General features: G+C 63.5%; 19 protein-coding genes and 3 tRNA genes. 12 read left to right on the top strand and 10 right to left on the bottom strand.

Features of this window, described 5'->3' with window-relative positions; translation table 11 throughout:
• Window positions 1–4: 4 nt before the first annotated feature.
• Window positions 5–1945: a DNA primase gene (dnaG, locus tag HNP00_RS03670; RefSeq protein ID WP_184736026.1), complete on the top strand. Its 1941-nt coding sequence runs from the start codon at window positions 5–7 to the stop codon at window positions 1943–1945.
• A gap of 62 nt (window positions 1946–2007) precedes the next feature.
• Window positions 2008–2080, top strand: a tRNA-Asn gene (locus HNP00_RS03665).
• A gap of 151 nt (window positions 2081–2231) precedes the next feature.
• On the opposite strand, the gene HNP00_RS03660 is transcribed toward HNP00_RS03665, so the two are convergent.
• The 3 genes from HNP00_RS03660 to HNP00_RS03650 form a co-directional block, all read right to left on the bottom strand.
• On the bottom strand, window positions 2232–3086 hold the full coding sequence (locus HNP00_RS03660; protein ID WP_184736024.1) for an alpha/beta fold hydrolase: 855 nt from the start codon (window positions 3084–3086) through the stop codon (window positions 2232–2234).
• A gap of 254 nt (window positions 3087–3340) precedes the next feature.
• Complete coding sequence (locus tag HNP00_RS03655; protein WP_184736022.1) at window positions 3341–6631, bottom strand: fibronectin type III domain-containing protein; 3291 nt, start codon at window positions 6629–6631, stop codon at window positions 3341–3343.
• Between the two features lie 156 nt (window positions 6632–6787).
• Window positions 6788–7558, bottom strand: a complete 771-nt coding sequence (locus HNP00_RS03650; protein WP_184736020.1) for an MBL fold metallo-hydrolase — start codon at window positions 7556–7558, stop codon at window positions 6788–6790.
• 162 nt (window positions 7559–7720) lie between these two features.
• On the opposite strand from HNP00_RS03650, the gene HNP00_RS03645 reads away from it, so the two are divergent.
• Window positions 7721–7793 (top strand) — tRNA-Asn (locus HNP00_RS03645).
• Window positions 7794–7868: 75 nt separating this feature from the next.
• Here the strand turns inward: HNP00_RS03645 and HNP00_RS03640 are convergent.
• From HNP00_RS03640 to HNP00_RS03630, 3 genes are all read right to left on the bottom strand, one after another.
• Entirely contained in the window at window positions 7869–8276 is a 408-nt protein-coding gene (locus tag HNP00_RS03640) for a hypothetical protein (RefSeq protein WP_184736017.1), read from the bottom strand.
• Between the two features lie 60 nt (window positions 8277–8336).
• The gene (locus tag HNP00_RS03635; protein ID WP_184736015.1) at window positions 8337–8516 is read right to left on the bottom strand and encodes a YMGG-like glycine zipper-containing protein; all 180 of its coding nucleotides are present in this window, start codon (window positions 8514–8516) and stop codon (window positions 8337–8339) included.
• A 64-nt stretch (window positions 8517–8580) separates the two neighbouring features.
• Window positions 8581–9810, bottom strand: a complete 1230-nt coding sequence (locus tag HNP00_RS03630) for a multidrug effflux MFS transporter (protein WP_184736705.1) — start codon at window positions 9808–9810, stop codon at window positions 8581–8583.
• A gap of 177 nt (window positions 9811–9987) precedes the next feature.
• Here HNP00_RS03630 and HNP00_RS03625 point away from each other — a divergent pair, with 177 nt between their 5' ends.
• The 5 genes from HNP00_RS03625 to HNP00_RS03605 all read left to right on the top strand — a co-directional run bounded on the left by HNP00_RS03625 (window position 9988) and on the right by HNP00_RS03605 (window position 13918).
• Window positions 9988–10836, top strand: a complete 849-nt coding sequence (locus HNP00_RS03625) for a phage holin family protein (protein ID WP_184736013.1) — start codon at window positions 9988–9990, stop codon at window positions 10834–10836.
• Between the two features lie 49 nt (window positions 10837–10885).
• A complete protein-coding gene (locus HNP00_RS03620; protein ID WP_184736011.1) occupies window positions 10886–11509 on the top strand; it encodes a CDP-alcohol phosphatidyltransferase family protein in 624 nt (207 codons plus the stop codon).
• Complete coding sequence (locus HNP00_RS03615; protein WP_184736009.1) at window positions 11509–12414, top strand: DMT family transporter; 906 nt, start codon at window positions 11509–11511, stop codon at window positions 12412–12414. The genes HNP00_RS03620 and HNP00_RS03615 overlap by 1 nt, the downstream gene beginning before the upstream one ends.
• Before the next feature lie 111 nt (window positions 12415–12525).
• Complete coding sequence (locus tag HNP00_RS03610) at window positions 12526–13722, top strand: glycosyltransferase (protein ID WP_184736006.1); 1197 nt, start codon at window positions 12526–12528, stop codon at window positions 13720–13722.
• A gap of 122 nt (window positions 13723–13844) precedes the next feature.
• Window positions 13845–13918 (top strand) — tRNA-Ile (locus tag HNP00_RS03605).
• Window positions 13919–14020: 102 nt separating this feature from the next.
• Here HNP00_RS03605 and HNP00_RS03600 read toward each other — a convergent pair.
• The 4 genes from HNP00_RS03600 to HNP00_RS03585 all read right to left on the bottom strand — a co-directional run bounded on the left by HNP00_RS03600 (window position 14021) and on the right by HNP00_RS03585 (window position 21288).
• Window positions 14021–14602, bottom strand: a complete 582-nt coding sequence (locus tag HNP00_RS03600; RefSeq protein WP_184736004.1) for a site-specific integrase — start codon at window positions 14600–14602, stop codon at window positions 14021–14023.
• 646 nt (window positions 14603–15248) lie between these two features.
• Window positions 15249–17777 carry an ATP-dependent RecD-like DNA helicase gene (locus HNP00_RS03595; protein ID WP_184736003.1) on the bottom strand — a complete coding sequence of 843 codons (2529 nt, stop codon included), beginning with the start codon at window positions 17775–17777 and terminating at the stop codon, window positions 15249–15251.
• Window positions 17740–18819, bottom strand: a complete 1080-nt coding sequence (mobF, locus tag HNP00_RS03590) for a MobF family relaxase (protein ID WP_184736000.1) — start codon at window positions 18817–18819, stop codon at window positions 17740–17742. Before mobF ends, HNP00_RS03595 begins: the two co-directional genes overlap by 38 nt.
• 732 nt (window positions 18820–19551) lie before the next feature.
• Window positions 19552–21288, bottom strand: a complete 1737-nt coding sequence (locus HNP00_RS03585; RefSeq protein ID WP_395893776.1) for a polysaccharide deacetylase family protein — start codon at window positions 21286–21288, stop codon at window positions 19552–19554.
• Window positions 21289–21875: 587 nt separating this feature from the next.
• On the opposite strand from HNP00_RS03585, the gene HNP00_RS03580 reads away from it, so the two are divergent.
• The 4 genes from HNP00_RS03580 to HNP00_RS03565 all read left to right on the top strand — a co-directional run.
• Window positions 21876–22925 (top strand): permease, encoded by a 1050-nt coding sequence (locus HNP00_RS03580; RefSeq protein WP_221451170.1) that lies wholly within the window; start codon window positions 21876–21878, stop codon window positions 22923–22925.
• A gap of 7 nt (window positions 22926–22932) precedes the next feature.
• The gene (locus HNP00_RS03575) at window positions 22933–23715 is read left to right on the top strand and encodes a TIGR03943 family putative permease subunit (RefSeq protein ID WP_184735996.1); all 783 of its coding nucleotides are present in this window, start codon (window positions 22933–22935) and stop codon (window positions 23713–23715) included.
• A complete protein-coding gene (locus HNP00_RS03570; protein ID WP_184735994.1) occupies window positions 23705–24958 on the top strand; it encodes a hypothetical protein in 1254 nt (417 codons plus the stop codon). Before HNP00_RS03575 ends, HNP00_RS03570 begins: the two co-directional genes overlap by 11 nt.
• A 590-nt stretch (window positions 24959–25548) precedes the next feature.
• A partial coding sequence (locus HNP00_RS03565; protein WP_221451133.1) for a M23 family metallopeptidase occupies window positions 25549–26460 on the top strand: 912 nt, incomplete at its 3' end.

Here is a 26460-nt window from a genome sequence, read left to right as displayed (position 1 = left end):
ATTCGTGGCTGGCCTAATAAAACGTGAAGATATCGACGAAGTACGCCAGCGCACCGATATCAAGGAAGTAGTGGACGGCTACGTCACCCTCAAAGGTGCGGGCCTGGGCACCTTCAAGGGCCTGTGTCCCTTCCACGACGAGCGCTCGCCGTCGTTCACCGTCCGCCCCCAAGTAGGCCGGTACCACTGCTTCGGCTGTGGTGAGGACGGCGATGCCATCTCGTTCGTCCAGAAAATGGACCACAGCTCCTTCCACGAAGCCGTGGAAAAGCTCGCAGCCAGGATCGGCTACGAGCTGCGCTACGAAGACGGCGGCACCGGCCCCAACCGCGAAGAGGTCGGCAAGCGCCAACGGCTGCTGGATGCCCACAAGATCGCCGACGAGTTCTTCCGTGCCCAACTACTCACGGCAGGTGCCGCCGAGGGCCGCAACTTCCTCCACGGTCGCGGTTTCGACCGGACCGCCGCCGAACAGTTCGGCGTCGGCTACGCGCCGCAGGGTTGGGACTCGCTCCTGAAACACTTGCGCGGACGCGGATTCACGGACGCCGAGTTGAAGCTCACGGGGATGTTTTCCGAAGGCAACAGGGGCATCTACGACCGCTTCCGCGGCAGGCTCATCTGGCCCATCCGGGACATCGCCGGCGACACTATCGGCTTCGGAGCCCGCAAGCTCTACGAGGACGACCAGGGCCCGAAATACCTGAACACTCCGGAGACCGTGCTCTACAAGAAGTCCCAGGTCCTCTACGGAATCGACCTCGCCAAACGGAACATCGCCAAGGACCGGCAACTGGTGGTGGTGGAGGGGTACACGGACGTCATGGCCTGCCACCTTGCCGGAGTCGGTACCGCTGTGGCCACGTGCGGTACCGCCTTCGGCACGGACCACATCAAGATCGCCCGCCGCTTACTGTCCGACGACGGCACCGGGGGAGAGGTCATCTTCACTTTCGACGGCGACGCCGCCGGGCAGAAAGCGGCATTGCGCGCCTTTGAGGAGGATCAGCGGTTCGTCGCGCAGACATACGTGGCTGTGGAGCCCACCGGGGCCGACCCTTGCGATTTGCGCCAACTCAAGGGGGATGCGGCCGTCAGGGACTTGATCGGTACCCGCCGGCCCCTCTTCGAATTCGCCATCCGGGCGTCCCTCAAACGCCACAACCTGGACACAGTGGAAGGCCGCGTGGCGGCGCTGCGTGAGTCGGCCCCTGTGGTTGCGCAGATCCGTGATTCCGGCATCCGCCCGGCCTATGTCCGGGAGTTGGCAGGCTGGCTCGGCATGCCCATCGAGGAAGTCAGCCGGGCAGTAGGCCTGGCTGCCAAGCGCGCTGCTTCCGGTGAACCAGTGGCGGGGGCTGCGGGAGCACCGGCGACGGGACACGGAGCAACGGCGACCCACGCCGGCCAGCCGGCGGCAGCACCGCCGTCGGACGCTCCCATCGCCTTCATGCGCCCGGATCCCCGGGATCCCATCGCCGCCATGGAGCGGCAGGCCCTCGAAGTGGTCATCCAGAACCCTGCTGTCCTGGGAGGCGAAGCTGCGCTTAGCGGTGGAGCATGGGAACGTTTTGAGGCATGCCATTTCGTCACTCCGGCCTACTCCGCGGTACACACGGCTGTCCGGGCCGCCGGACTGGCCCACGCGGGGGACCCGGTGGCCTGGGTGGAAGGGATTCGCCAGGAGGTTCCGGAACCGCTCCAAGGCTTGGTCTCGGAGCTTGCCGTGGTGCCCCTGCCGGCCAGCACTCCCGAAGCGCTTCAGCGGTATTGCCGCGACATCCTGGCCAGGCTGTTCGAACTGCAGATCACCAGGGTCAAGGCGGACAAGATGGGCCAATTGCAGCGACTGGATGCCTCGGCCCAGCCGGAGGAGTTCCAACGCCTCAACCGGGAACTCATGGAGCTGGAAATGCAGCGCCGCGCCCTCCGCATGGATAGCTAAGGGCTTCAACAGCGCCGATTTCGTTTCCCGCCGGGCCTTTGTTAGGCTAATACACGCTTCATTCCTCCGTAGCTCAATTGGCAGAGCATTCGACTGTTAATCGAAGGGTTACTGGTTCAAGTCCAGTCGGAGGAGCGCTACTCAAAAATCCCCGTCCTCAGTAGAGGGCGGGGATTTTTGGCGTCGGGGTTTCCCTCAATGCCTCCGGCCGTGCATTGGCCCCATGGCCCCGCGGCTCAAACGATCCCGCGAGGCCTCGAACCATCTCGCCTAGAGGCCGCGACGCCTAAAGGCACACGGGCCGGAATGCGGGGTCCGCCGGACTATCCTGCTGGCTCAGGGCGTTCATGACCCATTGGTGAACCACCGGATCGTTGGGGGTCTGGTCGTGCTCGATCAGATCCAAGGGGCAGGCGTCCTGGATGGTGATGTTGGTGACCTGGGCTGAGCTGCCCGCCAGGGACTGGCTTTGGTACGGTGTCACCACTTCGTCGTGTGTTGTGGAAATGACGGTGTAGAGCGGGCCGTGGACGGTGTCCCCGATGGAATTTAGTTTCGTGAGGAAGGCCGAACCCGCCTGTTGGTCCATACATGCCTGGCAGAACGGGCTGAAGAGCTGCATTTCCGAGGGTGTGGAGTCCGGCGGCGGGACGATCAGTCCCTGAGTCCCGTGGTTCGACGGGGAGATTCCGACCAAGTGGTGGACCTTCTTGGCGCCGCCAAGGAACCCCATGTAGTAGCGCGGCATCATCCCGCCCTGGCTGTGGCCCACAAGGTCCACCTGCCGCGCGCCCGTGGCCGCGAGAACGGCGTCAACGAACGGTGCCAGTTCGCGGGCCGAATCAGCAATAGGACCCGAGGCATAGACTCCATTGACCTCCCCGTAGTTGAGCGCGAACACGCAGTAGCCCTGCGACTTCAAGACGGGGGAGAGAGTGCTCCAGTTCTTGGCCATGTTTTCAAAAGTTCCCGGCACCAGCACTACGGGGTAGGGGTGCGCCGAGCTCGGCGTGCAGGCCCAGTCGTTGGCTCCCGGAGGTGAGACATCGGTGGTGTCGGCTGAGGCGGCTCCCGCTCCCGCGAAGAGTGAGAGTACAAGCACCACTGTCGCCAGCAGTGCGGACCGTTTTTGCGCTGTCATAGAGCAATTCCAATCATTGAGATGTTCCCTTGTGGTGATTCGCATCACATCCCCCGCTTCATGATGTTACTGACGGGTAATCATCAAATGCAATTTTGTGTACCCAAAATGAGAAAACGTGCAAAAACCGACAGGGTCCAGACGCGCCTGTATCGCATCCGGGGGTGGGGACTGGTTCAAGTCCAGGCGGAGGAGCGCTACGTCAAAAATCCCCGTCCTCTGATGAGGGCGGGGATTTCTGGCGTCTGATTCAGTCACCCGTTGGTGAGGGTGACGTCGTCGAGGTACATCCAGGTGTCGTCCGCGGGGCTGGAGCCGTCGAGGTGGACGTTGAACCAGAGGGTGATGGTCTGGCCTTTGTAGGCGGAGAGGTCGGCGCTGAACTGGGTCCAGGTGCCGTTGTTGTTGCAGAGTTTGAGCAGGCTGCCCAGGACCGTGCCGTTGGTGGTGCGGACTTGTGCTTCCATCCAGTCGTACGGGCAGGCGTTGCCGGTGCAGGGGTCTTCGGCGCTGTGGGGCTGGTACCAGAAGGACAGGGTGGAGGTCCCGGTGGCGGGGACGGTGATGGTCTGGGACAGGCTGCTGTCACCGAGTGGCTCCGTTCCGGAGGCCAGGCCCAGGAGTGCGGAGCCGGTGCCGGTGTGGGCGGTGGTGGAGGCCGCGGGTGCCCTGACGCCGCCGGTGGTCCAGGAGCTCAGCCCGGACTCGAAGCCCCCGTTGGTGATGGTCGAGGTTGTTGTCGCGGTCGGGGTGACCGGCGCCGAGGCGGCCGACGCCGGGGAGGTTCCGACGGCGTTGGTGGCGGTGACGGTGAAGGTGTAGGCGGTGCCGTTGCTCAGCCCGGTGACGGTGGTGCTGGTGGCCGGGGGTGTGCCGGTGACGGTGACCGGGGCCAGGGTGGTGGTGCCGGCGTGCGGGGTGACGGCGTAGGAGGTGATCGGGGAGCCGCCGTTGGCCGGGGCGGTCCAGGACACGGCCGCGGAGGCGTTGCCCGCGGCCGCGGTGACCCCGGTGGGGGCGGCGGGCGCCGTGGCCGTCGCGGTCGGGGTGACCGGCGCCGAGGCCGCCGACGCCGGGGACGTGCCGACGGCGTTGGTGGCGGTGACGGTGAAGGTGTAGGCGGTGCCGTTGCTCAACCCTGACACGGTGGTGCTGGTGGCGGGCGGGTTCCCGGTGACGGTGACCGGGGCCAGGGTGGTGGTGCCGGCGTGCGGGGTGACGGCGTAGGAGGTGATCGCGGAGCCGCCGTTGGCCGGGGCGGTCCAGGACACGGTCGCGGAGGCGTTGCCCGCGGCCGCGGTGACCCCGGCGGGGGCCGCGGGTGCGGTCGGTGTTGTCTGGGTGTTGGTGAGGGTGACGTCGTCGAGGTACATCCAGGTGTCATCCGCCGGGCTGGCGCCGTCGAGGTGGACGTTGAACCAGAGCACGACTGTCTGCCCGTTGTATGCGGTCAGGTTCGCGCTGAGCTGGGTCCAGGTCCCGGAGTTGCTGCTGAGCTTGAACAGGCTGGCCAGCGTGGTGCCGGTGGTGGTGCGGACCTGTGCTTCCATCCAGTCGTAGCGGCAGGTGGTGCCGGTGCAGGTGTCATCCGCGGTGTGGGGCTGGTACCAGAAGGACAGGGTGGACGTCCCGGCCGCGGGCACGGTGATGGTCTGGGCCAGGCTGCTGTCACCCAAAGGCTCCGTTCCCGAGGCCAGGCCCAGCAACGCCGAGCCGGTGCCGGCGTGCGCGGTGGTGGAGGCCACGGGTGCCCTGACGCCGCCGGTGGTCCAGGACGTCAGCCCGGACTCGAAGCCGCCGTTGGTGACGCCGGGAACCGGCGCGGCCGGGGTGACGGGCGCGGACGCGGCAGACGCCGGGGACGTCCCGACGGCGTTCGTCGCCGTCACCGTGAACGTGTACGCCGTGCCGTTGCTCAACCCGGTGACGGTCGCCGTCGTCGAGGGCGGACTTCCGGAAACCGTCACCGGAGCCAAAGCCGTGCCGCCGGAAGAAGGCGTCACCGCATACGAACTAATCGGGGAACCGCCGTTGGCCGGCGCCGTCCACGACACCACCGCGGAAGCGTTCCCCGCCGTCGCGCTCACCCCGGTCGGTGCCGCAGGCGCGGTCGGCGCCGCCGGGGTGACGGGCGCCGAGGCCGCAGACGCCGGGGACGTCCCGACGGCGTTCGTCGCCGTCACCGTGAACGTGTACGCCGTGCCGTTGCTCAACCCGGTCACGGTCGCCGTCGTCGCGGGCGGGTTCCCGGAAACCGTCACCGGAGCCAAAGCCGTGCCGCCCGCATGCGGCGTCACCGCATACGAGGTAACCGGAGAACCACCATTAGCCGGAGCCGTCCACGACACCACCGCGGAAGCATTCCCCGCCGTCGCAGTCACCCCTGTCGGAGCCGCAGGCGCCGTCGCCGCGGCCGCGACAGTTACCGGGTGCGTGACCGTCCCTGTCAGCCCGCCGCTATCCGTCACCGTCAGCTTCACCTGGTACGTTCCCGCCGCGGCGTAAGTGTGCGAAGGCTTCACGCCGGTTCCCGCGGGGGACCCGTCGCCGAAGTCCCAGCTGTAGGAGGCTACGGTGCCGTTCGGATCGGTCGAAGCTGAACCGTCAAACGTCGCCGTCAAACCTGACGTCGAAGATGTAAAGGCGGCCGTCGGTGGCTGGTTTGGCGTATTCCCCAGGGCCTGGGCAACCGTTTGTACGGACGTTGTCCCGTTGGCCGTTCTCGCCGCGAGCCATGTGATGAAGGTGCTGAAGAGCGAGGGGCTGATGGTCAGGGTGGGGTCTGTCCCGACGGCAATATGGTGGAAGGTGAATTGGACCCATCCGCCGCCCGGCTCGGCGTTGGTGACCAGGTCCTCAAGGTTCTGCAGCGTCCAAGTGCTGTCGACTTCATCCGGCGCCGCTGTGTTGTAAGGATTGGCCGGGGGAAGGGTCTCTGCGAAAGGGCAACCCGAGCAACTCGCGGGCGAGCGGATGTCACCCAGATTGCGCGCACTGGCAAAACCGCAATTCTTGACGATTTGCTCTACAGAGGAGTTTTCCGCCGCGAACGGATAGGCAAAGTCGGTGGCATTGAACCCCCAGCTGGCAAGGGTGGTCCGTCCGCCGCAAACCTCGTTGGTGGCTGCCGAAGTGGACAAGGTGGTGAGGTCCGGGTGGGTGATGGTGTGGCCACCGATCTCGTTGCCGTCCGCAGCGATGCTGTTCAGATTGGCTCGGGTGAGCCACGACGGATTATCGATCCAGCTGGTCGTAATGAAGAATGTCCCGTGCAATCCATGGGACTTCAGTACCTGTTCTGCCGCGAGTTGATCGTCATTGCCGTCATCGAAGGTCAGGCTGATGATTGTCTTCGGCAGTGCCGCCTGCGCAGGGGCTCCGATGTAGACCATCGAGTACCCGAACAACATCAGGACGGACGCAGCCGTGGCCCAACGGAACCATGGGCTGCGAATGCCAAGCACCTTCTTGCGCCAAGCCGTAGTGCGCCCCTGCCGTCGGAACGACGCCATTGACTGCCGGAACAATATGGTCAGGAGCCGCATCGGCTTCCCCTTTGGCTGAACAGACCGGGTCAGTAACCCCAGGTCCGGAGCCTATGGGCTAGGCACGGCACGGGTTAAGAGTGGGCGGTACCTGTTTTGGGCCGGCCCCGGCTCTCTTCACTCGGGCTCGAAAACGGGTACTGGAAGGCCGACGCCTTAGCCGAAAGGGGAGTAGGTGCCGTCTGAGACGAGTTCGATAATCCCTTGGGGTGGAGTCACGATCGGGCCGTGGCCCGGCAGGATGGTCTCGGCGCCCAACTGCCTGAGGACCTCCAAGCTTGCCCAGGTCTCTGCGGGGCGGTGGTGGAAGACTGCGGGCAGCATCTGCGGCCCGGAGGCCGGGCTGATGGCATGGCCTGTGATCAGTGCATCCCCTGTAACGATGGCCCTCGCCGATGGAACCAAGAAGGATACGTGCCCGCTGGTGTGGCCGCCAGTGGCAATGATTTGGGGACGTCCGGGAAGCGCGTCCAAAGTACCCTGGGTCATTGCTGCGACCTTCGGGACCGCGACGTCGGACAAGCCCCCGGATCGGACGGCATGTATCGCCCACGCGCCCACTCTGGGGCGGAGGACGCGCCAGCCGAGATCCTTGACGCTGATTTGTTCGAGGATCTCCCGGCGGACATTTGGCAATTCCGCTTGGTGCGCAAATACTGGGATGCCCATTGCGGAAATTCTCGCGGCATTGCCGATGTGATCGGAGTGGCCGTGCGTCAGGAGAACCGCCGCGGCATTTGCCACAGACAGCCCCAGGAAATTGATGCTGGATTGGAGCAATGGCCAGTTCCCGGGATAGCCCGTGTCAATGAGGGTGAATTCCCTGTTCCGCCTGAGGATGGTCCAGTTGACTGCGGGGCCTTCGACGAAAAAGACGTCTTGGGCAACTTCCTTCACGTTGTCCTCAGGGGACCACTTCTTCGACATGTTTCCTTCCCTTCGTAGGAGCCGGACCATCCTACCTCTGGAGGGGCGTCAGCTTCGCGGCATTCGCTATACCCGGGAGGGGTATCACGCAGGGCGTCCGCACGTGATCCTGAGTCGATTTCACTTGCGGCAAAACCTTTGCTAAAGTCATAACCGCTTCATTCCTCCGTAGCTCAATTGGCAGAGCATTCGACTGTTAATCGAAGGGTTACTGGTTCAAGTCCAGTCGGAGGAGCGCGAAGGCCCCGCACCGGTTTTACAGGTGCGGGGCCTACTTTTTTGCTTCGATTTGTCAGATTTTGCTCAACATTCAGACGAAATCCATCTCCACTTGCAGGAATCTCGCCGCCTCGGCCACGGCGTCCCGGAAAGCCTCGTCCTCGGTGGGGGGCGTCCTCGGTTCCCGCGGGTGCCATTCGTGGGCAGCGGAGTGAACGCGCGTGAATCCGCCGCCAGGGGGTGCGTAGAAGATTCCGAAGCGTTGGACGGGCCATTCGGGCGAGGTTTCCGGAGCCACGAGCAAGGCCGCGCCGTTTGTTGGATTGAACCATTGGGCAATCGGGCGGCGGCGGTCCTCTGTGAAAAGTCCGGCCGCATAGAGGGCCGCGGACTGGGGGCTGGTCACCGTGCACAGGCGATCCCACCACAGCGGCAGGATGCCGTCATCCCTGCGCTGCCATGGGGCTGGAATAGGTTGCAGTTCCTGCCAACGGGGCACATCTCAACTTTATCGCCGGGCCATGCCCTGCAACACCCCTCGACCCATCGGGCGGCCCGCTTAGTCCCGCTTCCAGGGCCCGGGATTGATCCGGTAAAGAATCGCAGAGCCGACGACGGCGCCCACCAGGGCTCCGAACGCGGCGTTTCCGGCCCCGCGGCCCAGCAAGAAGCCGACGACGGCGCCGAGCATCGCCCCGAGGAAAAGGCCGCGGCCGTTGCGGTGCGGTTTGCGAGTCATGGGTTGAGCCTACTTGCCCGCACGACACGTCCGGTCCCCGCTCATCGGTGGATGGATTTGCGTATTAGTGGATGGAGGGGACAGCGCGAGGCCGCACAACGAGCCAGAGGGCTGCCACGGCGCACGCGAGACACACCGCCTGCACGGCGCCCATGGGAATGGCGGAGCCGACGCCCAGCCAGCCAACCACCGGCGGAATGATGCCGGCCATCAGGAAGTTCGAGGCACCCAGCAAGGAGGCCGCTGTTCCGGCCTGCGCACCGTGGTTGGCGAGGGCAATGACCTGTACGCAGGGGAACATGAACCCGGTGGCCAGGATGCAGAACCACAGTGGGACCATGACGCCCCACAGGCCGAAGTGCAGGAGATCGAACACCACGATCAATGCGGCCATCAGGAGCATCCAGGCCGTGGCAAAGGCCATGATCCATTGGGGTGCAACCCGTTTGATGACCCTCGAGCTGATCTGGACGCCGGCGACGATGCCAAGGGAGTTGACGCCGAACAGCAGTCCGTATTCCTGCGGAGAGAAGTTGTACACCTGTTGGAACAGGAATGTCGATGCGGAGAGATACGCAAACAGTCCGCCGAAGTTGAATCCGCCAACGAGCAGCATCCCCACGAAAATCCGGTCGGCGAAAACGGCCTTGTAACGCTGACCCGCCGTCGATGTCGTCTGCCGGCGAAGCTCGGCAGGATAGGTTTCCCGGATGAGGAACACTGCGGCGATGATCACCAGGATTCCGTAGCTCGCCAGGAAATAGAAGATCCCGGGCCAGGGCATTACCAACAGCAGTTGTGAACCAATGATCGGAGCCAGGATCGGCGCGAGGCCATTGACCAGTGACATCCGGGAGAACATCCGCACCATGGCATAGCCTGCGAAAAGATCCCGGACCATGGCCATGGCCACCACGCCACCCCCTGCCGCGCCGATGCCCATGAGGACGCGGAACAAGGCGAGCGTGCTGATGTCCGTGGACAATGCGGCGCCGAGGGAGGAACCGATGTGCAGGGCCGTCGCAAGGATCAAGGGCATGCGGCGTCCGAATTTGTCGCTGAACGGGCCCACCACCAATTGCCCGATGGCGAAGCCCACCGTTGTACCGGTCAATGTGAGTTGGATCGCGGCGGCCGAGACGTCGAAATGATGCTCCAATGCGGGGAACGCCGGCAGATAGAGGTCCACCGTAAACGGACCCAGGGCGGTCAAGGCGCCAAGTAGCAGGATGTAGAGGAGTTTTTCGCGTCGGCTGAGGGAATCGCCCGGTACAGGGGGAGTGTTCACGATTATCAATCCTATGTGCGACAGATCATATTTATCAGGGATGGCAAAGGCGCGCCGCAGGACTGTCCCGGAAGTTGAGGCTGAAGCTGAATGGTAGTTTTGTGGACAGGTGCGCGTGGGCGGTTGTTTCGCCTCCGCGCCAGTGCCGGGTAGGAGCAAGTAGGAAGCAGTGAGGCGGAACCAATGAGTGGACGTCACAGCGGCCGGGCCGGCCAACGCCAGGGCATTTCGGCATTGCCGAACACCCTCAAACTTGCGGCTCGGCTTGCGCCGCGGCAGCTCAATGACGAAATCAACATGGCTAAGCTTGAGCTCAAGGGCAAAGGCAAGCATCTGGGTGTTGCGGGGGCATTCGTTGGCGTCGCGCTGATCTTCCTCTCTTTGCTCGTCATCGCTCTGGTGGTGGCCGCGATCCTAGGCCTGGCCACGGTCATGCCAGCGTGGCTCGCCGCGCTCGTCGTCGCTGCAGCGTTCCTGCTGATCATTCTTGTGGGAGCCCTCATTGGATTCCTCTCGTTCAAGAGGGCTATGCCGCTTGTACCTGAGAAGACCATCCGCGGGATCAAGCACGATCTTGGCATCATCACGGAGGGGACGTCGTTCGACGCAAGCGTCCTGGACCCCTCGTCGGAGGCCTATAAGGCTGCGGAAGCAGCGAAAGCCGCCGCGGCCGAGCAGGCCAAGGCCGAAAAAGCCGCCAAGGCAGAGGCACACAAGGCCGAGCAACCGCCCGCCCCGAGCGAGGCCGAACTGCTCCGCCGTCTGGAGCAGCGCCGCGAACACCTCGCGGACGTTCGTGATCAGCTCGGCGTCGAGCTCGATGTCAAGACCCAAGGAAAGGCCCTCCTGGACGCTGCAGGGCAAAAGTTCGACGACGGACGCCAGTTTGCGGCCGACAAACTCGCAGATCTCGGTGAGAAAGTTCCGGCAGGGCTGGCGGAGCGGCTCGCCGCCCGCTGGAAGGAGCTGCTTCTCTTTACCGCGTCCGCCACGGTGGCTGCAGTGGGACTACGGAAGCTGTTCAAGAAGTAATAGGACGGTAAGCAACCACACCAGCCGCGGACTAGGGAAAGGGGGACAGGTGAAGTTCATCGGTGCAGGCGCCCGCCCGGGCCAGCCGCAGATCGACCACGATCTCATCTTCACCGTCCCCAATTTCCTGACAGTCCTGCGTTTCATGGGCGTTCCGCTGTTTGTGTGGCTGGTGCTGTGGCGGAAGGAATACGGTTTCGCCGTCCTGGTTCTTGCCATCATGGGTGGCACGGACTGGGTAGATGGCTACGTCGCGCGGCGCTTCAACCAAGCGTCCAAACTGGGCCGCATCCTGGATCCCGTGGCAGACCGCCTGGCACTCATCACCGTCGCTGTCACTTTGGTGATCGCCGGCGTCGTTGACTGGTGGTATCTCGCCGCACTGGTCGTGCCCGACGTCGTCCTCGGCACCGCCTCCTTGTTCTATTTCCACAGCCACCCCGACCTCCCGGTGAGCCGGATCGGCAAAGTCCGGACCGCGTTCCTGCTCCTTGGCACTCCGCTTCTGGTCCTTTCCAAGCTCGCGATTCCCTTCACAGGTGTCTACTTCGTCACTGCTTGGGTCTGCCTCGGTTTGGGCCTCGTGGGCCATTGGGTAGCTGCCTACAACTATTTCTGGGCGATCCTCCGCAAGGGCAAAGAGCTCAAAGCCAACGACGGCGGTCGTAGCTGATGGTCTGGTTTGCAGTTCTTCTTGCGGTGCTTGGCGCCTTCTGCCTTGCCATTGGTGCCCAGCGCCAGGGCAGCGCGGTCAAAGCCGATACCGGTGGACTCGCCTTGAGTTCCCAAGGATTCTTGAGACTTCTCAGGAATCCACGTTGGATGTTGGGCCTGCTGTTGCTTGCCTTGGGCATGGGCATGAACGCCATCGCCTTGGTGTCGGCTCCCCTGACCGTGGTTCAGCCCATCGGTGCCATCGCTTTGGTGATCACCACGGTGGTCAACGCCAAGGACCAAGGCCTCAGCATCAATCGCGGCACCGTGGTGGCGATCTCGGCTTGTGTGACGGGTTCTGCCCTGTTCGTCCTGTTGGCGGTCAACGCCACCCAGGAGAACCACCACGTCAGCGGCGAGGACGAAATAACCATCGTGCTCCTACTGGCTCTCGCCGTCGGGCTCTTTGGAACTTTGGCTGTCATGTTCCGGCACCGCATGAGCGCCTTCGTGTACATCCTGGGCGCAGGTGTCTTGTTCGGATTCGTCGCCGTACTGACGCGCATTATTGGCCGGCACCTTCTGGATCCCAACGGGCATTTTCTGCTGAATGTGCAGTGGTACACGGTGGTGGCCATCGCCGCGGCCGGCGGGCTCGGTTCCTGGTTCGTGCAGAGCGCCTACTCCGGCGGCCCGCCGGATCTGGTGATCGCAGGGCTCACTGTGATCGACCCCATTGTCGGGATCGCCATTGGGATCGCTATTTTGGGTGAGCTTCGTCCCGATGTCCACGCCGTGCTCGCAATCGCCATGGCTGTGGCCGCTTCCCTTGCTATCGTGGGGGTTATTGCCCTGAGCCGGCACCATCCCGAGGTCACCAAACGGAAACGTGACGCGAAGGCGGCAGCGAGCCGGAAGGCCTAGGGCAACGCTCAACAAACCGTGCCCCGCACACCCGCGGCAGGCAGCCGGCGAAGACGTCGTAGGGCAATACGCCTTGCGATGTTCGCACCGTGACCATCAGGAGTTCTCCACGTGACCATTCCCGAAACCAACAAACCTCTCACCATCCTGATTGCGGCAGACACATACCGGCCGCAAGTCAACGGTGCTGCTCAGTTCGGGTACCGGCTTGCCAAAGGCATGAAGGCGCGGGGGCACGACGTCCACGTGCTGGCCTGCCGGGCGGACAACGGCAAGAGCTTCACCGAATTCGCGGACGAAGCCACGGTGCACCGTTTGAAGTCCCACGGTGTCTTCACGCACGAGTACTTTCGGATCTCCTACCCGTGGGAAATCAAGAAGGACATCGCGCTGCTCTTCGATAGGGTCAAGCCGGACGTCGTGCACATCCAGAGCCACTACATGATCGGCGAACACGTTCTCTACGAGGCCAAGAAGCGCGGGATCCGGATCGTGGCCACTAACCACTTCATGCCCGAAAACCTGAACCCGTTCTTGCCGTTCCCGCAGTGGTTCAAGGACATCATCGGGCGCGTGTCGTGGAAGGACATGGGCAAGGTCATGGGCATGGCCGACGTCGTCACCACGCCCACTCCGCTGGCGGCGAAGGCCATGCACCAGCACGCCTTCCTCCGCAAGGTCCTGCCTCTGTCCAACGGTATTGACGCCGCTGCTTATGAACTGCAGCCAGGCGAAGAGATTGAGCCGCATGCCAACCCCACCGTCCTCTTCGTCGGCCGCCTTGCCGAAGAAAAGCACGTGGACGTGCTGATCGACGCCGTCTCCAAGACGCCGGCCGATCTCAAGGTGCACCTTGAAATCGTCGGCGGCGGCGAGGTCCGGGCCGCATTGGAGGCACAAGCCAAGCGCCTGGGCCTGGGGGAGCGGGTCAGGTTCCTGGGCCTTGCGAGTGATGAGGACCTGAGGAAGGCGTACATTCGCGCCGACTTGTTCTGCATGCCCGGGACGGCCGAACTGCAGTCCCTCGTGACGCTCGAGGCGATGTCGGCGTCGACGCCGGTTCTTCTCGCCAACGCGATGGCGCTGCCGCATCTGGTGCGCGAAGGGGAGAACGGGCACCTGTTTACCCCGGGCGACAGCAACGAGCTGGCAGCCCGGATCACTGAACTGTTTCGTTTACCGGCCGGTGAACTCGAAGCCATGGGCAAGGCGAGCCGCGCCATGGTGGAGCCCCACAGCATCGAGGGCACGCTTCAGACCTTTGAAGACCTGTACCGCGGCGCGGCCTACGAGGACAAGGTCGTCTAAGCCTGGCACCGGTTTGGACTGAGGGATGGCCTGGTGTGCGCCTGAGCCTTGGAGATGACTATTATTGCTAGAGTGTTTTGGCCCGGGGAGCTTCCCTAGGAACCCTCCGCCAGGCACTTTACGGGGCTATAGCTCAGCTGGTTAGAGCGCGGGACTCATAATCCTAAGGTCCTCGGTTCAAGTCCGAGTAGCCCTACCCGAAAAGAGCCCCTGAGCTGCGGAAACGCAGCTCAGGGGCTCTTTCATTTTGACGTTCTGAGGTAGCCATCCACCGGAAACCCACCGGAAACGAATCAAGCTAGTTGCCGAACGCCTCCAGCAGCGAGGTGTTATCCGGTGCCTCGTGCGTCTTCTGGACGTAGTGCTTCTTTGTCACGTTTTCGCTGGAATGGCCAAGCTGGGCGGAAGCGACAGCGACGCCTGACGAGGCCTCCAGCAGGGTTCCAACAGTCTTTCTGAAGGTATGCGGGGTAACCCATTGGAAACCAAGATCGTCACTCGCGGAGCGCCACTGCTTGCGGAAGTTGTTCGGATCGCGCAGCGAACCAACGGCCGAGGGAAACACGACGTCCCACGGATTGGCCTCCGGTTGCCCAATTTTCCGTCTCAGGAGCATTTCCACAGCGAAAGACGGCAGGAAGTACCTTTGACGGGAATTGGCGCTCTTAGGGTGGTCCTGGATGGTCAGTCCCTGTTTAGGCATGTAGACAATCGTTCCGTTGACTGTGACGGTGGGCTTTTCGGATTTTAGATCGACGTCCTTCCACCGTATGGCCAAGGCCTCACCGATGCGTGCGCCCGTGGCGAGCATGATGTCGATGACGTCGAGGATGTCGACAGCGTCGGGTATCGGCCGGCCTGCTTCTTGTCGGCCTCCCATTGCCTGAGACCCGCACGTAATGCCCAAACCTCTGTCACTGTTAGCGCCCGGACTTCCTTGTGATTTGTCGGGATCGTAGCCACATCCCGCAAGGGGTTCCCATCCAGGGCGCCGTGGCGCGCTGCGAGGCCGAGCATTCCAGACAGCACCGTTTTGCATAGCTTTGCCGTGGCGTTGCCATGTTTGATACGCATGGTCTTGAGGAAACGATCCAAAGTGGAGACCGTTGCTTCGCGAATCCGCAGGCCTCCGACGCCGGGTGAAGCGTAGTTGTCGAGGATGTCCCTGTATCGACGGCGCGTATTGAGTGCGCGATCAGCGTCCTCAAATTCCGCCCACCAAATCAGACCGAGCTTGGTGATTCGTGTGTCTGACGTGATGTCTTCGCCAGCGGGCATGGCACGCTCCGTGAGCGCTGCAATCAGCAGTCGTTCGGCCTTTCCACCTTTGTCGTTTTTCGACGTGGCCGCCGCCCGAGCCTCCACTTTGCGGGTGACGCCGTCGAAGTCCCGGAATCTGGCCATCGCGCGCCAGACACCTGGCGATACCTCATCTCGGCTGATCTTCCCCCAGGTTCCGATCTGCAGCGGCGGTCTAGGCATTGCCCGCTCTCCCTTCTCGCCCGATGGCCCTGTTCGAGCTCAGTTTAAAGCTGCCAACCGACATTTCTTAGGCCTGGTTCTCGGTTGAACGGGACGTCAAACCAGCTATCAGGTTGCTTGGCGACTGCCGCGCGTGATGCCTCTGCAATGAGTTGTTGAACGCCCGTGGTCTGCGACAGCCGTTCCCTGTCGGAGTCCTCAGGGATGGGTCCGAGCGGGAGTGGCGAGTCGTCGACGCCCCATCTGTCGCGGTAGAGAGCAACTGTGCCAATCACCCTCTTGAGGTCATCCTCACGCATGGTCGGTGGAAGAGCGCCGAGAAGGTTTCGCTTCCATTCGGTGTCGAGCATCTGGGCTGCTTTCGTGATGGTGTAAGTCCTGCGTTTGATCCGTTCCACGACTTGGCCGATCATCTTCGCGACGTCTGGCCGGACGGTGCGGATCGGCTCGGTCAGTGGATCAGTCTCGTGAGCGGCAATCCCGTTCCGGAAGGAAAGGAGCCGAGAGTGGAGGACAGCCGCCGGATCCTGTGCCGAGGCGATTGTTTCTAATGCCTCTAAGACAACGTGCTCTGCAGTTGCTCGGCTGGCGACTGTGGATCGCCGCCATGCTGCCACCGTCGCACCCCAGGACTGGGATTGTCTCAGCTCGTCGACTAGTTCTGGCGCGTGGCGCTCAACGAACCGGGCGAGATCTTCAGCTGCCGCGATTTGTGCCAAGTAGTCGTACTCGGCACTGAGCCGTTCCAGGCTGTCTGCTTTTGACTGCTCGGCCTCCCGGATTTCATGAGCCGCGCGTTCAGCGCCTTCGGCAGCAAGCAGTTCTTCCAGAATCTCCCGCCATGACGATTGCAAGGAGGGATCAAGTGGCTCATGGTCGGTGGGCTCATTTTCGCTGATGTACGCGTTGTTACCTCCACGGCCCCGGGTCATGCTCACATAGAAAAGTTCACGTGTGAGCCCGCCCTGTGTGACGACGGTGTGACCTGCGTCGACCGTGATCCCCTGGGAGCGATGGGCCGTCGTCGCGTATCCAAGCTCAACTGCGGACTCGACATGGTCCCGGCCCAGCGTGACTGCGGCGCCTGTGTCCCGGCGGACTGCGGTGAGCGAGCCGTGGCGCCCGCCTGTGCGGACGACGTCGAGCATGGTCCCATTTCGGATGAAGTCGCCACTGCTGTCGACGATGGAACGATCATTGTGTCGGGCAATGACGACAACGCCCGTACCTGCACGCAGTCCGTCGCTGAGCGGCACCGTCTGTTCCGCGTCGACCACACCCTGGATGACGCGATCGGCCTGCGCACGCTGGTTCAGCATGCTGACGGTGTCATTATCGGCTGCAATGAGAATGGATGACTTGCCGTCGTGGATGTCCGCCTGCCAGCTCAGATACGCCTGGTCGACCATGTTGAGGTATGCGCCGTGTCGGATGCGTCCGTTCCGCTCATACTCGTCGATGGCGGCGGAGTCCCCGGCGCGGAACTTCAGGGAGGCATCCTGCTCCCAAAGCTGCTCGAACCGCAAGACGGTGCTTAGCCGCACCGTCTTGCCTTGCCGGTCCAGCCAGCCGAGGAGACCGCCGGCATCGATCGCATCCAGCTGCCCGGGGTCGCCCACCAGGAGCAGCTTGGCGCCGGCGTCCCGGGCCTGCTGTACCAGCGCAGATAATTGAGGTGTAGATACCATGGAGGCCTCGTCGACGACGACCAACTGATTCGGATGAAAACGCCACCTGTCCTGTTCGGCAGCTAGCCGGGCAGCCTTCTGTATCAGCCGAGTGGTCTGGGGGCTTCGGTCAGACGCGGAGCGTTTGAGCCGTTGCTCGGCATCGAAGAACCGTGCTGCACGGCTTCCGGCGCCCTGGCCGACCGACTCGTAAAGCCACTTCGCGACATTGTCTGTGACCATCGACAGCTCACGTCCAAGAACCTCGGCGCTCGCCGCCGCGGGCGCCAATCCGACCACGGTGCCGGCTCCGAATTCTGCTTCCCACGCGGCCTTGAGCGCGCCAAGGGCTGTGGTCTTTCCGGTACCGGCCGGGCCGACGACTGCGTCAAGTCGGTTGCCGCTGAGGAGGACGTTTGCCGCTGCCGCGCGTTGGTCCGTGTGGAGCTCGTGCCGGCCACGGTGTTTGTAGCTGGCGAGGTTTTCCATGGCGACGTCCGCGCTCACGATCGGTGCGCCGTCGTCGTTCCTTGCTCCCATGACGATGTCCTCGTTGGCGAGGGTCGCCGCGTCCGTGTAGAGGCGGGCGCCGTGGAAGTCGAAGATGCTGTGTTTTGCGAAGACGAGATCGGGCAGCGCGTTGGCGGGGAGGGTGTAGCGGTTCTCGTTGAGTGGCACGGATTGGGTTTCGGCCGCGGTGGCGACGGCGTCAATCATTGCTTTTCGGTCCTCTGGTGTGTGGCAGCGGATGTCGGCGCAGACCCGCTCGGCTTCGGCGAGGAGGTTCCACCGGTTCCAGGTCGCACGCCTGGCCGCGACGCGCTCCCGGGTCAGGGACGCGACGGTTTCGATCCAGTTCGCCGTGAAGTCACAGACGCGGAAGGGGGCTCTTTTGGAGCGTCGCACGGTGTTGGCGAGCGTGAGGCGCGGATCGAAGCCTTTGGCGGCGGCGCGGGCCTGCCATTGCGCGGAGAGTTGATGGAGCGGCGCGACTGTTTCCGGTTTGGGGGTTCTTGTGGAGAGGGTTGCCTGCTGGCGGAGTTTGAGGGTGGTTGTTGCCGTCGGGGGAGTCCCATGCTGATCCGGTCCATTCGGCGACGAGGCGGTCGGTTTCCAGATCGATGAGGGGGGAGCGGTTGGAGAATTCGCGGATCAATGCATCGTCAATGCCGGTGAGTTGCTGGCTCGGGTTGTGGGTGTGGGTGGCCGGTGCGCGGATTTCGGTGTCCGTGCCCAGGTTCCGATGCAGGGCGTCGAAGAGGAGACCGTTGTAGTACTCGCTCGCAGCGACCGCGGCCTTGTAGAGCGTTCTTGAATCCAGGGTGACCCAGGCGCCATCGGTGATGCGCTGGACGCGGTTGGCGATGACCAAGTGAGTGTGGAGCTGCGGATCCCCGGCGCGCGACTCCCAGTGATCGAAGGCGGCGGCGATCGCGCCGTGGGTGCCGAGGTGGGCGACGCCATTGCGGCCGGCGCGGGTGTGGATGACCGCTTCTTCGAGCCATTGCAGCGTGGCATTGACGGCTTCGTGGTGGGTTTGCAGGATCTGGTTTTGGACGGACCGCGGGCTCAGCGCCCAGAGCACCGAAACGGACTTGGGGACGCTGAAGGTCAGGTCGAACCCGACGACGGCGTGACGCGTTCCAGTCCGTCCTTGGCTGTTTTGGACAACCGTGGGCTGGCCGTGCGGACGGCCCAAGGGAGTGCCTGTGTCGGGGTGGGCGGCGTGATCAAAGAGAGCTTTCGCGTCGGTTTCAGTAACGGCGTCTCCGGTGTTGCGGCTGATGCCAGGCAGGCCGGAGCCGAGCCAGCGGCCCTGCGGTGTCCCGGCCTTCATGTAGTACGCCGTGGCATCAACCGGAGTGACGGTCCGGTCGTCCATCATGGTCGTCTTGAACAGGTACTTCATCCCCGACTGGGCGGAGAGCCGGGCGACGGACATCGTCATTGGTTCGGCGCTTTAGCTTGACCGCTAGTGGCCGTCCAGCCGCGTCGGCGGAACGGCGCTTCGGTGCTGCTTTCGCGTCCGTAACCTGCGCTCTGAGAAGGGAAGAGCAGGCTGCGCCCAACCCGTACGACGTGCTCGGCGTCAGCTCGCTCAAAGTCCTGACCAATCCGGTACTTTTGTTCCCGCTCACGACGATTCATGGACGTCGGGTCAAACTGCGACATGACTTACCGTGAGCCAGCGCTCACGGTGTTGCCTTGGATGCCAGAGGTGTAACTGATTTAGCTGATGCGGAAGATCCTTCTGCGTGCAGACTGGGTGTGCTTCGGGGCGTGGTCGTGCATGTCGGACCCTTCAGCGAGAGGACGATGGAAATCTGCCGGTTGCGTGCGACGCACGCCGCACGGAAATGGAACCCGAAGTGCCACCTCATTCCATGACAGACCATCTCTTAGCGGATGGACACGCTCAGCGGTATTCCTTGGCGTTCATCCGCGCGGCAGGCCCTTGGCGAATAAGCCGATGCGTGATGCCCGCCCCGCCAGATCAAAAGCCTTGGAGTTATGCCCCGGATATTTACTAGGCTGGCTCGACCCCGACATCGCCTCCGAAGCTGACGTACGTGCGCGTGCTGGACGCCATACCCGAATCACAACTCGGCGTTCACGCAGGATCTGTCACACCATCGGCCTGCGTCGCTCGGCAGTTTCCCAGGTCTGTGGAAGGCTGTTATCAGAGGGGCGGAGCTCCTACCGTGTCGTACATGGCGTAGTCGTCCGTGGTGACTGTGCCGTTGTTGAACAGGCTCAGGCCGAAGCTGACTGCGGTGGCCCCGGCAGGGAGTGCCGGCGTCGTGAAGCTTGCCTGGGTGTAGGCGCTGGCGGCAGCCAGCCACGGTCCGGAGGTCCAGTAAACCCAGGTGCCGGTGGCGTCACGATAATACAGGGCGAACTGTGTGACGGCTGTGGAGGTGTACCAAGCACGCACCGAGTAGGTGTGTCCTGCGACGGCCTGAGGCGCACAGGTACTGCTGTCCATCGTGGGAAGCAGTTTCGCATCACCACTGGAATAGCCCGTGATGGTGAGCTTCTCCGCCTTCGTACCTGTGTGAGCCGTGGCTACGGTGCTGAACACGGCCGTGTTGGTGCCGTATCCGCCGGCCTGCCAGCACAGCGGGAACGAGCCCGACCCGGCCGTTTCAAGGCCCGGATTCTGGACCAAATTGCCTCCCGCCGGCGGGGGCGGCGGGGGCGGCACGACGGCGACGTCGTACATTTCGTAGTCGTCGGTGTTGATGGTGCCATTGGTTTGGATGTTCAGGCCCCAACTGATACCTGAGGCACCGGCCGGTAGGGGAGGTGTGGTCCAGGTGGCCTGGGTCCAGTTCGTCGCGGCGCCGATCAAGGGGCTTGCGGTCCAGTATTTCCAGAACCCGCTACCAATACGGTAATAGAGTTCGAATTGGGTTGCCGCAGTGGATTTATACCAGGCTTTCAGCTGATACGTATGTCCGGGTGTTCCCGTCGGTGAACAGCCGCCCAGGTCCAGGGCGGGCAGGAGTTTCGCGTCCCCGGACACCCAGCCGGTCAGGGTGAGCTGCTCGGCGTTCTTACCAGTGTGGCCGGGGGAAACAACGGCGAAGGCAGGGGTGTTGGTGCCGTAGCCGCCTGCGGCCCAGCACTGCGGGATCGTGTTGACCAGGGTTTCCAGGCTGGGGTTTTGGATCATGTTCGTCCCCGGAGGGGGTGGTGGGGGTACGGCAGGGCCCTGGACAGCGGGCTTCTGGGTGCCGCCGACGGTCTGGTCCACGGTCTTCACGGCAACCGTACCGGCCGTCTTTTGTTGGGCCAGCCAGGTGGCGAACTGGTTGAACAGGGTGGGGGTGATCGTCAGCGTGGGGTCCGTGCCGACGGCGATGTGGTGGAAGGTCAGCTGGACCCACCCGCCGCCGGTTGTCTGGGCGTGGGTCACCTGGTTCTCCAGATTCTGCAGGGTCCAGGTGCTGTCCACCTCGTCCGGTGCCGCAGTTACGTAGGGATTGGCGGGCGGGATGGTGTCTGCCGCGGGAAGTGTCGCCGAGGCAGGGTCCTTGCTGGCGGCGTCGCCCAGGCCGCGGGCGCTGTTGAAGCCGCACTGTTTCACCAGGGCCTCGGTGGCCGGGTCTTCGGAAGCGAAGGGGTAGGCGAAGCTGGTGACTTTGAAGCCCATGTTCATCAGTGCCACGCGGCCGTTACAGATCTGCCGGGTCGATTCAGCGGGGGGCAGGTACACAAGATCCGGGTGGGTCACGGTGTGTCCGCCGATCTCATTGCCGTCGGCGGCAATTTGCTGCAGGTTGGCGGTGGTCAGGTAAGTGGGCTGGTCGATCCACCCGGTGGTGATGAAAAACGTGCCGACCAGGCCCAGGCTCTTCATGGTGGCTTCGGCTGTCAACTGGTCCGCGTTGCCGTCATCGAATGTCAGCGACACAACCGTATTCGGAGCAGCATGCGCCGGGGCGGCGAACCCCACTCCAGCCAGCAGCCCTGCTAACACCAGCGCCGTGCTGCCGAAAGCGGTCCAGCGTTGGCGAAAGTGTCTATCGGTCCGCAATCCCCGATGGTCGGGTCCCGCGCGGCCATCACGTGGCGGTACCACTGCCTCCTGTTGCTCCTTCGTGGTCCTCATGGTCAATTCCTCCCCAGCCTAGGCAACGCAAAAGCAGCCCGGTGATCCCTTCTGGGCGCTCCAAGACGGTGCCGTTTGAAAGGGATTCCGATCAGGGTTCCCAACCGGCGGTAACCGGTGCCCGGGAATCATTCGCACTCGTACCTGAGAGACTACGACCAGCAGTAGCTATGGAAACGAGTAGCCGACACTCGTTCTTCTGACGCTTCCGTTAGGTAGAACTTCTGATGTAGCTAGTTAGTTTGTCCAGATCGGCTTCTTGAGCTGTGGTTTTCAGGTCCGCGGGGTCTGTCTGCACGTGGGACGGGTACCTAGAGCTGGTGTGAGCCGTTCTTGCGATCGCCAGCGCGCGCTCGCCCGGGTCCGTGGAGGAAGGAGTGCCCGTGACGCTGCCTGCAGTCGACAAACATAAACAGCCCGAACACGAGCACAGAATCCCGACCCGTGCTTTTACGTCGAAGTCTGCCGCCGGGCTGGTCGTAGGCCTCGCCCTCGTTGCACTGTTCGCGGTCGTTCGGGTGCTGGCACCATCCACGCCGGAGAATTTTGGGCTTCCCAACGCCGCCCGTGACTTTGCCACGCTGTCGATCAGTGTCGTCGTCGAGTCCTTGCCGTTCGTTTTCCTCGGGATTGTCCTCTCGATCGCCGTCCAGGTCTGGCTGCCGGAGGGCATGCTGCTCCGTCGCCTGCCTCGGAGCCCGGTGTTGCGGAGGCTGGTCCTTTCGCTTCTGGGAATGCTGCTGCCGGTCTGTGAATGCGGGAATGTTCCACTGGCCCGCGGTCTGGTGGTCAAGGGCCTCACGGTCGCGGAATCGATGACTTTCCTGTTCGCGGCACCCATCCTGAACCCCGTAACCATCGTCACCACCGCGCAGGCGTTTGGCTGGAACAACGGCATCCTGGTCTCACGCGTCCTGGGCGGTTTCTTCATCGCCAACCTTGTCGGCTGGATCTACAGCCGGCATCCGCGGCCCGGGGAACTGCTGACCACCAGGTTCCAGGAAACCTGCAACCTGGCAGACCACGACGGCGGCGCCGGCAGGGTACAGCGCAGCGTGCAGATGTTCTCGCAGGAGACGCGGGCAATGATGCCGGCCCTGTTTATTGGTGCGGGCATGGCGGGGCTGATCCAGGTTGCCGTTTCCCGCGAGGTGCTGGTCGCCCTGGGCAGCAACCCCGTCTGGTCTGTGCTGGCGTTGATGTTGCTGGCCTTCGTCGTGGCGATCTGCTCAAACGTGGATGCCTTCTTCATCCTGTCGTTCGGTGCAACCTTCATGCCGGGAGGCATCGTGGCTTTCCTCGTCTTCGGGCCCATGATCGACGTAAAAATGCTTGCCCTGATGCGCACCACGTTTACGGCGAAAACCCTCCTTCAGCTCAGCCTGCTGGTGGCACTTTGCGCCGCGGTCCTCGGATTGGCGGTCAACTATGGTCATTAGGCGGCTCGTGAGCCGGTGGCAGGGCGTGGTCCTGAGCCTGATCGGCCTTACAGCTACGATCTGGCTGGGCCTGTCAGGGCAGCTTGCCTTGTATATCCATCCTCGGTATTTCGTGTTCACAGTCATCATGGCTGTGATCGCAGGGGTGCTCGCCCTGGCGGCCTTCGCCTTGGTCCCCGGGACCAGCGACGCCCCCGACGACGGGCACACCCACGACGGTGACGCCCACACCGACGCCGACGGCCCCAGCGACGGGCACGGTTCGCGATGGGGCTGGGTGTGGCCGGCCGGAAGCGTGCTGACCATCATCGCCGCCGTCGTCGCCCTGCTGATCCTGCCGCCGTCGACCCTTACCACCGCAACTGTCGCCCAGCGGGACCTCAACGGTTCGGCGTCCGCCCTCACCCTGAAAGCACCCGCACTGCCCGGCAAGGGAGACTACTCCGCGTTCACGGTGAGGGACTGGGCATCGCTGCTTCGGTCCGGCGCAGGGCAGGACTTTTTTGCCGACAAGACTGCCACCGTGACCGGGTTCATCAGTGCGGACAAGACAGATCCAAACGTTTTCTTCGTGACCCGTTTTGTGGTGACCTGCTGCGCTGTCGATGCGCAGCCGATTGGCGTTCCGGTTTATCACCCCGGGTGGCAAAACGACTTCAAAACCGACAGTTGGGTCACGGTCACCAGCAGCTTTCGCGCCAACCCGAACGCGGCCAGTCCCGAGGCAATCGTTCTGATACCGGACTCCATCAAGTCCACCTCTCAGCCGGCGCAGCCCTATGTCTACTAAGCGCCGTCCCGTCTCAGCCAAACGGGCTGCAGCGATTGCTGCCGCCGCAGAGCTGCTGGCGGGACGCCGTTTCGCCCGGCGCCTTTACGGCACCATCGCGATCCTTGCCGTCCTCGCGGGCGGGTTGACGGTAGCGAACCTTTCGAAGCTGCCGCACCCCAATTCCACCCCGGCCCTGGCCCGCTCCACCACTCCTGCCAGCTTTGCGTTGTACACCCTGCAGAGGGACACCGGTAAAGACAACTCAGGGCTTAAGAAGCCGGACACCATTCTCGGCACAAGCCTCTCCGGCAGTGATCAGGGCACTGTCATTGTCAGCGCCCCCCGGATCCAGGAGTATGCCGCCCTGCCCTCCGCCCTCGCCGTCGTCACACTCAACGATGACAACACGAGCTCACTTGAGATGGTCCCCCTCACCGGCGGCCCGCCAACGCTTGTTCCACTGCCGAGCCTGGGGACGGTGGCCAACCTTCATGCGGCTGGGTCCAAGAACCTCATTGGCTTCACCTTCACCGCCTCTTCAGGCACTGGCCAGTACTGGAAAACACTCTTCGTCTACGACGTCGACAAACCGTCCGCGGCTCCGCGGGCCGTCCAGGGCATCCACGGTCCGGTCACAGCGACTGACTGGCGCTTTGTCCCCGGCGCGGCCACCTTGGTGGCGCAGACCGACGACCAGTCCATGTTCCTCATTGACCCGCTGGACTCCGGCAAAGTGTCGCCTCTGGGCACGCATGCCGGAATCCTCGGATTCCCCGGCAGCAACGAACTCGCCGTTGCCGACCCTGGGCTGAAAAAGGGCGTAGACCCGCCACGGTATTCGACCCTCAACCTCACCACCGGGACATCCACGCCGCTCACCCTCCCCGGCGCTTTCGTACCCGATGCCGCGAACGGGGTCACCACCACCGCGAGCCAGCCCACGGTCCTCGACACTTCCGGCCAGTACCTGCAGGTAGTGCGAAAGTACGACGGCGGAAAGGAAGCCTCCGTAGTCAACCTCACCGACAAGAACGGCCCGCGCCAGCTCTACCAGCCTGACGCCGCCTGGTCACGCATCCTGGACACCTGCACCTCTCCGGCCGGCGACTACCTCGCCGTCGAAACAGCAGCACCGCAATACACGGGAGACCAATACCCCGTCCGCCCCGAACCCACCCCCATCCGGACAGACCTCGTGGACTTAAAATCAGGCACCATCCTGAAAAGCGTTCCCGGGTTTCTCCCCAGCTGGTGCGGTTGATCAAACCTTGGCAAACACAATCTGAGGGTACTGGCAAACGCCAGCCGGCTCGCTGGATCATTGCCGGAAGATGCTGACGTCTGGGCGAGCGGAAGGGTTGTTGAACGTAAGCCGCCCTACGGACGGGACGGTCACGACCACCGAGCCGCTAACAGGGACCACTGCCGCAAGGACATCCGGCCGGACACATCGGAGACCTCCAAAACCGTTATGTGCATTGGCAAGAAGATGCGCAATAGCGAACCGCGCAGTCAGCTGCTTCGACAGGGTTACCCGGGCTCGGTCCGCATCCGAGAATACCGCCGAATACGCATGGCGAGGACCGCGGGCTTTCTGGAAGGCGGACCCCTGCAAGTAGTCCAGCGAGTGGCTGGTGAGCCAGCCAAGTAGCAAGTCGAGTGTTCACATTCACTATGGATGCGGCCACAATATGACGAGCGCTCCCGGTCTGGGAAGTGCGCCTGTTTCCGGGGGTGGTTTTGGGTAAGCATCATGAGTCGAGCCGGATAATCCGCGTCGTACTCTCGAGACGCGTTTTCCTAACTGCCACCGTGATCGTCGCTGCTGGCTCTGGTCAAGGCGAACCGGGCATGTGGGTCACCGGTGGTGCTGCTCCCGGCATGCTAGGGACATTGCCCACAAATTCGTCGTCGGGACCTGTGCCGGCGGGCGACAACGCCGCGGTATCCTTCGAGCGCTCTGCGGTCCAGACGCTCGGCAAGGACGGAACCGGGAACCTCAATGTCGCTTCGTCTTCCCTAGACCGCCCGGGCGCCGGGAAACTGTACGCGCCGCTTGAAGTGCTGGTTCGGAGCTCTCCGTTCGGTTTCAGGATAGACCCCTTCACAGGATTACCGGGGGAGTTCCACTGGGGCCAGGACTTCGCCGCGCCCTGCGGCACGCTCGTCTACGCAGCCGATGCCGGCGTGGTCCGGGCCGTGGGCTGGCACCCGTGGGGTGGCGGCAACCGCGTGGAAATCGACCACGGCAACGGCCTCGTCACCACGTACAACCATCTGCAAGGAATCGCTGTCGTCAACCGGCAACCGATACGGGTGGGTCAGGTCATCGCAAGAGTCGGAACCACAGGTTCCTCCACAGGCTGCCATCTGCACTTGGAGACCCATCTCAACGGCGTTTACACCAACCCGATGAACTGGACGTTCCTGCCAACCAAGCAGGTGGATCCCCTCGGCGACATCTCCATGGTCAGCTACCAGCCAGGTTCCGGAACCGCGACTTCGCCGGGGTCTGTCTGGTCCGTCCCTGGGGCCGTGCCCACTGATCCGGGGGCCGCGCCGCCCACACAGACCGTCACGGGTGGCGTCCAGGAGGGCAAGGTCCCGGCCCAGCCCAGTACCCCGCCTCCCGCGTCACCAAGCGCAACGCAGAGCCCCACAGGCACGCCGACGCGAACGCCGACGGCCACCCCCACCGGTTCACCGACACCGGCGGGCTCACCGCCGACTCCGACGCCCACGGGGACGGGCTCACCGACACCG

Source organism: Arthrobacter sp. AZCC_0090 (assembly GCF_014207375.1).
Taxonomy (GTDB): Bacteria; Actinomycetota; Actinomycetes; order Actinomycetales; family Micrococcaceae; genus Arthrobacter.
Note: the sequence above shows the minus strand (reverse complement) of the source record. Positions and strands in the feature narration are given on the sequence as shown.